Below are 10,144 nucleotides of genomic sequence, written 5' to 3'. Positions count from 1 at the left end.
CCGGTCCGGCTGGGCAAGGGTGAGACGCTGCGCCGCGACCGGCGCGCGCCGTCAGCGCGACTGCGGCGCGTCCGGAACCGCCGGCTGGGCGGGAGCGGCCGGCTGGGCCGGTGCCGTGGCCGGCGCCCGGTCCTGCTGCTGGCGCAGGGTGTCGAGCAGSTTGTCGGCGCCGGTCGGCTGCTTGGCGGGCTGACCCGCCGTCTGCGGCGCGCCGCTATCGAGGATCGACTTCGGCGCCTGCGACCGATGCGACAGGATGGCGAGCACCAGGCTTGTGGTGAAGAACAGCGCCGCCAGGATCGCGGTCGCCCGCGTCAGGGCGTTGGCCTGGCCCCGGCCGGTCATGAAGCCGGCCACGCCGCCGCTTCCGCCGCCGCCGAGCCCCAACCCGCCCTCGGAGCGCTGGAGCAGCACGACGCCGATCAGCGCGAGCACGATGATGAGGTGGACGACGATCAGGACGGTCTGCATCGGTGTTCCGAGATCTACTTCCGCGTCGCGCGCCGGGATATTGACCGGGAGGCGGGCGCCCAGCGGCCGAAGCCCTAAAGCCACCGGCGCGGCCCCTGGCGAGAGGGTCGGCGTCGGCGACCCGCGGATCGGTCGGCCTGAATTCCGCCAGGGCCATACACCACCCGCCCGCCGCCGCCAACCTGACGCCGGCGGCGCGCTGTCGGGCGCGGGCCTCGCCATCGGAAGCGCGCCGTGCTCTTTCGGCCGCCGAGGGCGGCCGAGCGAACGTGCCGCCCCGTTCCGGGAGGCCTCATGTCCGTGTCACGCCGTTCGGCGCTCGCCGCCGCCCTTGCCGCCGCCCTTGCCGCACCCGTCCTTTTGCGGGCGCATCCGGGCCTCGCCGCCAATCAGGACGGCGACGCCGTCGAGGCCGCCGTCGACGCGTTGACCAAGGCCCTGCTCTCCGGTGACGGCGCGGCGCTCGATTCGCTGACCCATGAGGGCCTGAGCTACGGTCATTCCAGCGGCGTGGTCCAGAACAAGGCGGCGTTCATCGAGCCCCTCGCCACCAAGCGCGCGACGTTCCCGAGCATCACCCTGTCCGACAGGTCGGTCTCCGTCGTCGGGGACGACGCCATCGCCCGTCATGTCTTCACCGGCGAGGCCGTCACGAACGGCAAGTCGGCGCCGGTGCATATCGGCGTGATGCAGGTCTGGCACCGGGACGGCGCGCGCTGGCGGCTGCTGGCGCGACAGGCCTTCAAGCTCTGAGCGCATGGGCGCTCGATCGGGACGCGCTTTCGAAGGGCGCGACGTCGATCCCGGCGCGGGGGACCGATCTGCGGTGTCGCGCCGGCCGAAGTCTCGGATCGACGCTTACCGGTAGGCGGCGCAGATCCCCAGGAAGTCCTCGGCCACGAGGCTCGCACCCCCGACGAGCGCGCCGTCGACGTTGTCCACCGACAGGAGCTCGCGGGCATTCCCGGGCTTCACCGAGCCGCCGTAGAGGATGCGGATCTTCTGCGCCTCCTCGCCGACGAGCTTGTCGAGCATCTCCCGCAGCGAGGCGTGGACCTCGGCGATGTCGCGCGGCGTCGGGGTCCGGCCCGAGCCGATCGCCCACACGGGTTCGTAGGCGATCACCGTGTCGGCGGCCGTGGCGCCCTTCGGCAGGCCGATGGCGAGCTGGGCGCGGACGATATCCAGTGCGCGGCCCTGCTCGCGCTCCTCGATGGTCTCGCCGACGCAGATGATCCCGCACAGGCCCGCGCGGCGGGCGCCGAGCGCCTTGGCGTGGACGCCGTCATCGGTCTCGTGGTGGTAGGCGCGGCGCTCGGAATGGCCGACGATCACGTATTGCGCCCCCAGATCGGCGAGCATCTCGGCCGAGATCGAGCCCGTGAAAGCGCCGCTCGGGCGGGCGTGCAGGTTCTGGCCGCCAATCGCGATCGGAGAGCCGGCCGCCGCGGCGACGCAGGAACTGATCAGCGTCGCGGGCGGACAGATCAGCACGTCGATCCGTGATGCGAGATCCGGAGACAGCGCGTCGCGAATCGCCTCGACCACCTGGATCGAGGTCCGCGTGCCGTTCATCTTCCAGTTGCCGGCGACCAGCGGTCTCCGCCCCGACTGCGTCATGCCTGTCCTCGCTCCGCCGCGGCCTGTCTCGAAGTTGCCGGGGCCTACCAGAGCGAGCTTGGGCGTGCAAACGGGCCGGAGCCGCCGAGCCTTTGCCTGTGGACGCGAATGGTCTATCGCGGTCGGCTCTCAGGAACAGCGCCGCCCCGGCGACGGGACGGCCGCCGAAGGTACTCGATCACAGACCATGCTTCAGGGCATCCGCAACGCCAGCCAGCACTGGCTCGGCAAGATCGTCTTGACGATCATCTTCACGCTGCTGATCGCCGGCGTCGGGATCTTCGGCGTCGAGGAGTTCTTCCGCGGCGGCGCGAGCAACCAAGTGGCCACCGTCGGAAAGACGCCGATCACCGCCGAGCAGGTCCGGCAGGCCTACCAGAACCAGCTGCAGCGCTATCAGACGCAGCTCAAGCGTGCGATCACGCCCGATCAGGCGCGGATGCTCGGTCTCGACCGGCAGGTGATGTCCCAGCTGATCACCGAGGCCGCCCTCGACCAGAAGACCCACGATCTGGGCTTGGCGGTCCCGGATTCCGCTGTGATCAAGGCGATCCACGAGGAGAAGAGCTTCCAGAACCAGCAGGGCCAGTTCGAGCCCCAGCTCTTCTATCAGACCCTGCAGCGTGCGGGCCTGAACGAGGGGATGTTCGTGCGCGAGCAGCGCTCCGTCATCGCCCGGCTCCAGCTGGCCGAGGCCGTGTCCTCCGACCTGCACGTCCCGGTGGCGCTGCGCGAGGCCGTCCACCGCTACACGACCGAGCGCCGCGGGGTGTCCTACCTGATGCTGACCCCCTCGACGGCCGGCCAGATTCCGGACCCCACCGACGACGAGCTGAAGACCTGGTACGACGCCAACAAGTCCGGTTTCCGGGCGCCCGAGTTCCGTGCGGCGAACCTGCTCGTGGTCGAGCCGGAGGCGTTGGCCAAGCCGGAGGCGATCACCGACGCCGACGCCCGCGCGGCCTACGCCCTCAACAAGGACCGGTACGGCGCGCCGGAGAAGCGCACCATCCAGCAGATCGTGTTCCCCGACGCCGCCGCCGCCGAGGCGGCGCGCAAGGCGATCACGGACGGTTCGAAGACCTTCGATGCGGTGGCGGCGGAGCGCGGCACCGACGACAAGGACCTGACCCTCGGCACGCTGACCAAGAGCGAGCTGTTCGACAAGGCCGTGGCCGATGCCGCCTTCGCGCTGCCGGAGAACGGTGTGAGCCAGCCGGTCCAGGGCCGATTCGGGACCGTGCTGCTGCGGGTGACCAAGATCAAGCCCGGCACGGTGAAGCCGTTCGAGTCGGTCGAGGGCGAGATCCGCAAGGGCCTTGCCCTCGCCCGTGCCCGCGACGCCATGGAGACCACCCGCGATGCGATCGAGGATCAGCGGGCCGGCGCGAAGCCCCTCACCGACATCGCGGCGGAGCGTGGGCTGAAGGTCGTCACCGTCAAGGCCGTGGACGTGAACGGCAAGGGACCGGACGGGCAGCGGGTCACCGACATCCCCGATCCGGACACCACGCTGCCGGCCCTGTTCCGCGCCGAGATCGGCGGCGACAACGAGCCCCTGCGGACCAAAACCGGCGGCTACGTCTGGTACGACGTCACCGGGATCGACGCTGCCCACGACAAGCCGCTCGATGAGGTCAGGGACGGCGTCAAGGCCGGCTGGACCGCCGCGGAGATCGCCAAGCGCCTCCAGGCCAAGGGGCGTGAACTGGTGGAGAAGATCAACAAGGGCGAGACCCTGGAGGCCGTGGCCCAGGAGGTCGGCGTCAATCTGCAGGAGGCGCAGAACCTGTCGCGCAACCAAGCGCGGGACATGCTGAGCGCGGACGACGTGAACCTGATCTTCGCGACACCGGTCGGCAAGGCCGGTACGGCGGCGGCCGGCGATTCGCGCGCGGTGTTCAAGGTCACGGCGGCGACGGTACCGGCCTTCGTGGCCGACAGCCCGAGCGACAAGCAGATCACGCAGAACTTCCAGGCCGCCCTCGCCGACGACGTGCTGTCCCAGTACATCGGCGAGGTCCAGAAAAACGCCGGGGTGAAGGTCGACCCGGCGGCTCTGCGCCGCGCCATCGGCGGCGAGTACTGACACATGGCCGGGGAGCCCGAATTCGCGGCCTTCGCGGCGCGTTACGAGGCCGGGCAGCCGAGCCTCGTCGCCGTGAGCCTCGTCGCCGACCTCGAGACGCCGGTGGCGGCGTTCCTCAAGTTGCGCGCCGGGCATTGCGGGCCGGCCTTCCTGCTCGAATCGGTCGAGGGTGGTGCCGTGCGTGGCCGCTACTCGATGATCGGCCTCGACCCGGACCTGATCTGGCGCTGCCGGGACGGCGCGCCGGCGATCGCCCGCGGCGCCGATCTCACGGCGTTCGAGCCCGACGACCGGGCGCCGCTGGCGAGCCTGCGGGCGCTGATCGCCGAGAGCGCGATCGGTGACCCGGACGATCAGGACCTGCCGCCGATGGCGGCCGGCCTGTTCGGATATCTCGGCTACGACATGGTCCGCGCCATGGAGCGGTTGCCGGAGCCGAACCCGGATCCCCTCGGCGTTCCGGACGCGATCCTGATGCGCCCGCGGGTCATGGTCGTGTTCGACTCGATCCGCGACCTGATCACCGTCGTCTCGCCGGTGCGGCCCGCGGATGGCGTCGCGGCCCGGGCGGCCTACGAGGACGCGCTCCAGCGCCTCGACCGCGTCGCGGCCGCCCTCGAAGGCCCCCTCCCGATCGAGGCGCGGGTCGACCTGGCCGCGGTCGCCTATCCCGAGCCGGTCTCGAACACGCCGCCGGACGATTTCTTCGCCATGGTGGCGCGCGCCAAGGAGTACATCGTCGCGGGCGACGTCTTCCAGGTGGTGCTGTCCCAGCGCTTCTCGGCGCCGTTCACGCTGCCGGCCTTCAGCCTGTACCGCTCGCTCCGGCGCACGAATCCGGCGCCGTTCCTCTGCTATCTCGATTTCGAGGCCTTCCAGATCGTCTGTTCCTCACCGGAGATCCTGGTGCGGGTGCGGGAGGGTACCGTGACGGTCCGACCCATCGCCGGGACCCGCCGCCGCGGCGCCACCCCGGCCGAGGACGCCGCCCTGGCCGACGAACTCCTCGCCGATCCGAAGGAGCGGGCCGAGCATCTGATGCTGCTCGACCTCGGCCGCAACGATGCCGGCCGTGTCTCGCGGATCGGCAGCGTGCGGGTGACGGACTCGTTCTTCATCGAGCGCTACAGCCACGTCATGCACATCGTGTCGAACGTCGAGGGCGACCTCGACCCGCGCCACGATCCCCTGGACGCGCTGGCGGCCGGCTTCCCGGCCGGGACGGTCTCCGGGGCTCCCAAGGTGCGGGCGATGGAGATCATCGACGAGCTGGAGCGGGAGAAGCGCGGGCCGTATGCCGGCTGCATCGGCTATTTCGGCGCGCGCGGCGAGATGGATACCTGCATCGTCCTGCGAACCGCCGTGGTGAAGGACGGGCAGATGCACGTCCAGGCCGGCGCGGGGATCGTCTCCGATTCCGATCCGGCCTCAGAGCAGCAGGAATGCGTGAACAAGGCCAAGGCGCTGTTCCGCGCCGCCGAGGAGGCGGTGCGCTTCGCCGCGCAGGCCAAGCGGGGACAATAGCGCGCCCGTCCGCGACCGGGATCGCCGATCCGGTCCGGTGATCCCGGTCCGGATTGATGGCCCGGATTCATGACCCGACGGGGCACACGGTTGACCGCCTCGCCGCGAGCGGTCACATCGCCTGCATGTCCGAGCGTGCCGCCGCGATGTCCAACGTCCTCGTCATCGACAACTACGATTCCTTCACCTGGAATCTCGTCCATCTGATCGGCCCGCTCTGCGGCGCGATCGAGGTTGCGCGCAACGACGCCCTCACGATCCCCGAGATCCGCGCGAAGGCGCCGGATGCAATCGTGCTGTCACCCGGACCCTGCACACCGAACGAAGCGGGGATCTGCCTCGACGTGGTCCGCGAACTCTCCGAGGACATCCCGATCTTCGGCGTGTGCCTCGGCCTGCAGGCGATCGGGCAGGCGTTCGGAGGCGACGTGGTGCGGGCGCCGCTGCCCCTGCACGGCAAGGTCTCGACGATCCGCCACGGCGCAAGCGGCCTGTTCCGCGGCCTCAACGACAGCTTCGAGGCGACGCGCTACCATTCCCTCGTCGTCGATCGCGCGACCTGCCCGGCGTCGCTGCGGGTCACCGCCGAGGCCGACGGGCTGATCATGGGCCTCGAGCACGCCGAGCGCCCGCTCCACGGCGTCCAGTTCCATCCGGAGAGCATCCGGTCGCAACACGGCACGGAGATCGTCAAGAACTTCCTGGATCTCGCCGCCGCGTGGAACGTGGGGCGTGACAGGACGCGGCCCGACGTGCATTGACGCCGGGAGGCCGGGGCGGCCCTCCGTCAGAACCCATGGACAGTTTCAGACCCCATCTCGCGAAGGTCGCCGGGGGCCTCGCCCTCGACCGCGCCGAGGCCCGCGCCGCCTTCGACGACCTGTTGTCGGGCGAGGTGACGCCGGTCCAGGCCGGCGCCTTCCTGACCGCCCTGAAGGTGCGCGGCGAGACCGTCGAGGAGATCGTCGGCGCCGCCGAGGCCATGCGCGCCCGCATGACCCGCGTCGACGCCCCGGCGGGGGCGATCGACGTCGTCGGGACCGGCGGCGATCATTCCGGCAGCGTGAACGTCTCGACGTTGGCCGCGATCGTCGTCGCCGCCTGCGGGGTTCCCGTGGCCAAGCACGGCAACCGCGCCGCGACCTCGCGCTCCGGTGCCGCCGACGTGCTCGCGGCCCTCGGCGTGCGGCTCGGCCTCGACGCCGCCGGACAGGCGCGCTGTCTCGCCGAGGCGGGCCTCTGCTTCCTGTTCGCGCAGGCGCATCACCCGGCGATGCGCCACGTGGCCGCCGTCCGCTCGGAGCTGCCTGTGCGGACGATCTTCAACCTGCTGGGTCCGCTCAGCAATCCGGCGGGGGTCGGGTACCAGCTGTTCGGCGTCGCCCAGGAGGCGCTCGCCGAGCCGCTCACGCGCGTCCTCGCGGAACTCGGCAGCCGCCGGGTCTGGACCGTCCACGGGTCCGACGGTCTCGACGAGATCACCGTCACGGGGCCGACTCGGGTGGTCGCCCTGGACGCGGGACGGATCTCGCGCTTCACCATCGATCCGCGGGAACTCGGGTTGGCCCTGCACGCGCCCGGAGACCTGCGCGGCGGCGATCCCGCGGACAATGCGCGGGCTCTGGACGACGTCCTGGCGGGGGCACGCAACGCCTACCGGGACATCGCGGTTCTCAATGCGGCTGCGGCACTCGTCGTCGCGGGGGCCGCACCGGCCCTGGCGGACGGTCTCGCGCAGGCGCAGGATGCGATCGATTCCGGGGCAGCGCGGGCGACGCTCGCCCGCCTTGTCCGGGCCTCGAACGACCACTCCAACGGGCAGGAGGGCCGATGACTTCGCTGACGCACGAGGCGACGCAGGACGCCGTCTCCGCGGCCGCCTCCGAGCGCCCGAACGTCCTCGCCCGGATCGAGGCCTACAAGCGCCGCGAGATCGCCGAGGCGAAGCTGCGCGTGCCGCTCGCCAAGCTTGAGCGCCGGGTCGCCCAGGCCGAGCCCGTCCGCGGCTTCGCGGCGGCGATCCGCGCCCACCTCGCCGAGGACCGTCCGGCGCTCATAGCCGAGGTGAAGAAGGCGTCGCCCTCGAAGGGCCTGATTCGCGCCGACTTCGATCCGGCCCGCCTGGCCCATGCCTACGAAGCCGGTGGCGCGACCTGCCTTTCGGTGCTCACCGACGAGCCCTCCTTCCAGGGTCGGCCGGAATACCTGACCGCGGCCCGCGCGGCGTGCGGCTTGCCGGTCCTGCGCAAGGACTTCCTGTTCGAGCCCTATCAGGTCTACGAGGCCCGGGCCTGGGGCGCCGACTGTATCCTGGTCATCATGGCCTGCCTCGATGACGACGAGGCCGTCGCCCTCGTGGAGACGGCGCACCTCCTCGGGATGGACGTCCTCGTCGAGGTGCACGACGCTGCCGAGCTGGCGCGGGCCATTCCCCTCGGCACGGCGCTGATCGGCATCAACAACCGCAACCTGAAGACCTTCGACGTCTCGTTCGAGACCGCGATCCGCCTTGCGCCCGGGATCCCGACCGACCGCATCGCCGTGGCGGAGAGCGGCATCGGCGACCATGCCGACGTGGTCCGTCTCCGGCAGAACGGTCTCGGGGTGGTGCTGGTCGGGGAGAGCCTGATGCGCCAGCCGGACGTCGCGGAGGCGGCTCGTGCCCTGCTGTTCGGCGATGCCGAAGTCAAGGGCGGCAAGCCGCGGAAGAAGGCCTGAGCGATGCGGCCGGGCTCGACGCTGACCCATCTCGACACGAGCGGCGCGGCCAACATGGTCGACGTCACCGACAAGCCGGCCACCGACCGGACCGCCCGGGCGGAGGGGCAGATCGTGATGCAGCCCGCGACCCTGGCGTTGATCCGCGAGGGTGACGCCAAGAAGGGCGACGTGATCGGCACGGCCCGCCTCGCCGGGATCATGGCCGCGAAGCGCACGCACGAGCTGATTCCCCTGTGCCATCCGCTGCTGTTGTCCAAGGTGCGGGTGGAGTGCGAGCCTGACGACGCGCTGCCCGGCCTGCGCATCGCCGCCGAGGTTCGGGTGCAGGGGCCGACCGGGGTCGAGATGGAGGCGCTCACCGCCGTCTCGGTCGCCTGCCTGACGGTCTACGACATGGTGAAGGCCGTCGATCGCGGCATGCGGATCGAGGGCATCCGGCTCACAGCCAAGGACGGTGGCCGCTCGGGCTCCTATCGAGCACCGGCGGAATGAGCGGCCTGATATCGGTCGCCGACGCGCTGGCGCGGGTCCTGGCGAGCGTCAACGGTCCGGTCGAGTCTGAGACCGTGCCCCTGGCGCGGGCCGCCGGCCGGACACTGGCCGCCGACATCGCAGCAACCCGGACGCAGCCGCCGTTCCCGGCCTCCGCCATGGACGGCTACGCCGTCCGCAGCGCCGATGCCGCCGCGGCGGGAGCGGCCCTGCGGCTGATCGGCACCAGCGCGGCCGGACACGGTTACACCGGGCGCATCGGCGCCGGCGAGACGGTGCGGATCTTCACGGGGGCGCCGGTACCGGACGGCGCGGACGCGATCCTCATCCAGGAGGATGCGGTTGCCGCCGACGGCGCGGTCCGAGTCGTGGAGCCGGTTGAGCCGAACCGGTTCATCCGCCGCGCGGGGCTCGATTTCACCGCGGGCGACACCCTGATCGCGGCCGGCATGAGCCTCGATGCCCGGCGCTTGGCCCTCGCCGCGGCGGCCGGGCACCCGCGGCTGCCCGTACGGCGCAGGCCGCGCGTGGCGATCTTGGCCACCGGCGACGAGCTGGTCGAGCCCGGCGCCGAACCGGCCTGGGACCAGATCGTCGCCTCGAACAGCCTCGCACTCGGCGCCCTCGCCGCGGAGGCGGGCGCCGACCTGATCGATCTCGGCATCGCCGCCGACGATCACGGCGCGCTGGCCGACGCGTTCCGGCGCGCCCGTGCCGCACGGGCCGACCTGCTCATCACCCTGGGCGGGGCCTCCGTCGGCGATCACGATCTGGTCCAGGCCGCGCTCGCCAGGGAGGGGATCGACCTGGGATTCTGGCGTGTCGCCCTTCGGCCGGGCAAGCCCCTGATGCACGGCCGGCTCGGGGACATGCTGGTGATCGGATTACCGGGCAATCCGGTCTCGTCCATCGTCTGCGGCCTGCTCTTCGTGGTCCCGGCCATCCGCGCCCTTCTCGGCGATCCGCAGGCCGGCGCCGACCGCAGCGAGCCGGCCACGCTCGGCCGCGACCTCCCGGCCAACGACGGCCGGGCCGACTACATGCGGGCGCAACTCGACTCCGCGCCGGGCCGGCTGCCGGTGGCGACGCCCGAGCAGCGGCAGGATTCCTCGATGCTCGCGGTGCTCGGCCGCTCCGAGGCCCTGCTGATCCGCGAGCCGCAGGCGCCGGCGGCGGCCGCGGGCGATCCCTGCCGGATCATCCGCCTCGACCGCCGCCTGCTCTGAT

At 71.6% G+C, this 10,144-nt stretch carries 10 protein-coding genes; 8 read left to right on the top strand and 2 right to left on the bottom strand.

Going from position 1 to position 10,144, the window contains the following annotated elements; all coding sequences use genetic code 11:
• Nucleotides 1–51 precede the first annotated feature (51 nt).
• The gene (gene secG, locus AC1DXK_RS21100) at nucleotides 52–471 is read right to left on the bottom strand and encodes a preprotein translocase subunit SecG (RefSeq protein WP_477298955.1); all 420 of its coding nucleotides are present in this window, start codon (nucleotides 469–471) and stop codon (nucleotides 52–54) included.
• A gap of 294 nt (nucleotides 472–765) precedes the next feature.
• Here secG and AC1DXK_RS21095 point away from each other — a divergent pair, with 294 nt between their 5' ends.
• Nucleotides 766–1,224 (top strand): nuclear transport factor 2 family protein, encoded by a 459-nt coding sequence (locus tag AC1DXK_RS21095; protein WP_457105284.1) that lies wholly within the window; start codon nucleotides 766–768, stop codon nucleotides 1,222–1,224.
• 105 nt (nucleotides 1,225–1,329) lie between these two features.
• On the opposite strand, the gene tpiA is transcribed toward AC1DXK_RS21095, so the two are convergent.
• Nucleotides 1,330–2,091 carry a triose-phosphate isomerase gene (gene tpiA / locus AC1DXK_RS21090; protein ID WP_457105285.1) on the bottom strand — a complete coding sequence of 254 codons (762 nt, stop codon included), beginning with the start codon at nucleotides 2,089–2,091 and terminating at the stop codon, nucleotides 1,330–1,332.
• A gap of 187 nt (nucleotides 2,092–2,278) precedes the next feature.
• Between tpiA and AC1DXK_RS21085 the strand changes: the two genes are divergently transcribed.
• From AC1DXK_RS21085 to AC1DXK_RS21055, 7 genes are all read left to right on the top strand, one after another.
• Nucleotides 2,279–4,180: a peptidylprolyl isomerase gene (locus AC1DXK_RS21085; RefSeq protein WP_457105286.1), complete on the top strand. Its 1,902-nt coding sequence runs from the start codon at nucleotides 2,279–2,281 to the stop codon at nucleotides 4,178–4,180.
• 3 nt (nucleotides 4,181–4,183) lie between these two features.
• The gene (trpE, locus tag AC1DXK_RS21080) at nucleotides 4,184–5,704 is read left to right on the top strand and encodes an anthranilate synthase component I (protein ID WP_457105287.1); all 1,521 of its coding nucleotides are present in this window, start codon (nucleotides 4,184–4,186) and stop codon (nucleotides 5,702–5,704) included.
• A gap of 146 nt (nucleotides 5,705–5,850) precedes the next feature.
• Complete coding sequence (locus AC1DXK_RS21075; RefSeq protein WP_457105309.1) at nucleotides 5,851–6,465, top strand: anthranilate synthase component II; 615 nt, start codon at nucleotides 5,851–5,853, stop codon at nucleotides 6,463–6,465.
• Between the two features lie 35 nt (nucleotides 6,466–6,500).
• Entirely contained in the window at nucleotides 6,501–7,538 is a 1,038-nt protein-coding gene (trpD, locus tag AC1DXK_RS21070) for an anthranilate phosphoribosyltransferase (protein WP_457105288.1), read from the top strand.
• The gene (gene trpC, locus AC1DXK_RS21065) at nucleotides 7,535–8,422 is read left to right on the top strand and encodes an indole-3-glycerol phosphate synthase TrpC (protein WP_457105289.1); all 888 of its coding nucleotides are present in this window, start codon (nucleotides 7,535–7,537) and stop codon (nucleotides 8,420–8,422) included. The genes trpD and trpC overlap by 4 nt, the downstream gene beginning before the upstream one ends.
• Nucleotides 8,423–8,425: 3 nt before the next feature.
• Entirely contained in the window at nucleotides 8,426–8,917 is a 492-nt protein-coding gene (gene moaC, locus AC1DXK_RS21060) for a cyclic pyranopterin monophosphate synthase MoaC (protein WP_457105290.1), read from the top strand.
• A complete protein-coding gene (locus tag AC1DXK_RS21055; protein ID WP_457105291.1) occupies nucleotides 8,914–10,143 on the top strand; it encodes a molybdopterin molybdotransferase MoeA in 1,230 nt (409 codons plus the stop codon). Before moaC ends, AC1DXK_RS21055 begins: the two co-directional genes overlap by 4 nt.
• Nucleotide 10,144 lies beyond the last annotated feature (1 nt).

Source organism: Methylobacterium sp. P3_A11, from assembly GCF_056403155.1.
Note: the sequence above shows the minus strand (reverse complement) of the source record. Positions and strands in the feature narration are given on the sequence as shown.

What these genes read in the sequence shown, in the direction of transcription:
- AC1DXK_RS21095 (WP_457105284.1), top strand. Translation starts at nt 766, where the DNA reads ATGTCCGTGTCACGCCGTTCGGCGCTCGCCGCCGCCCTTGCCGCCGCC.
- trpE (WP_457105287.1), top strand. Translation starts at nt 4,184, where the DNA reads ATGGCCGGGGAGCCCGAATTCGCGGCCTTCGCGGCGCGTTACGAGGCC.
- moaC (WP_457105290.1), top strand. Translation starts at nt 8,426, where the DNA reads ATGCGGCCGGGCTCGACGCTGACCCATCTCGACACGAGCGGCGCGGCC.
- AC1DXK_RS21075 (WP_457105309.1), top strand. Translation starts at nt 5,851, where the DNA reads ATGTCCAACGTCCTCGTCATCGACAACTACGATTCCTTCACCTGGAAT.
- tpiA (WP_457105285.1), bottom strand. Translation starts at nt 2,091, where the DNA reads ATGACGCAGTCGGGGCGGAGACCGCTGGTCGCCGGCAACTGGAAGATG.
- AC1DXK_RS21055 (WP_457105291.1), top strand. Translation starts at nt 8,914, where the DNA reads ATGAGCGGCCTGATATCGGTCGCCGACGCGCTGGCGCGGGTCCTGGCG.
- trpC (WP_457105289.1), top strand. Translation starts at nt 7,535, where the DNA reads ATGACTTCGCTGACGCACGAGGCGACGCAGGACGCCGTCTCCGCGGCC.
- trpD (WP_457105288.1), top strand. Translation starts at nt 6,501, where the DNA reads ATGGACAGTTTCAGACCCCATCTCGCGAAGGTCGCCGGGGGCCTCGCC.
- AC1DXK_RS21085 (WP_457105286.1), top strand. Translation starts at nt 2,279, where the DNA reads ATGCTTCAGGGCATCCGCAACGCCAGCCAGCACTGGCTCGGCAAGATC.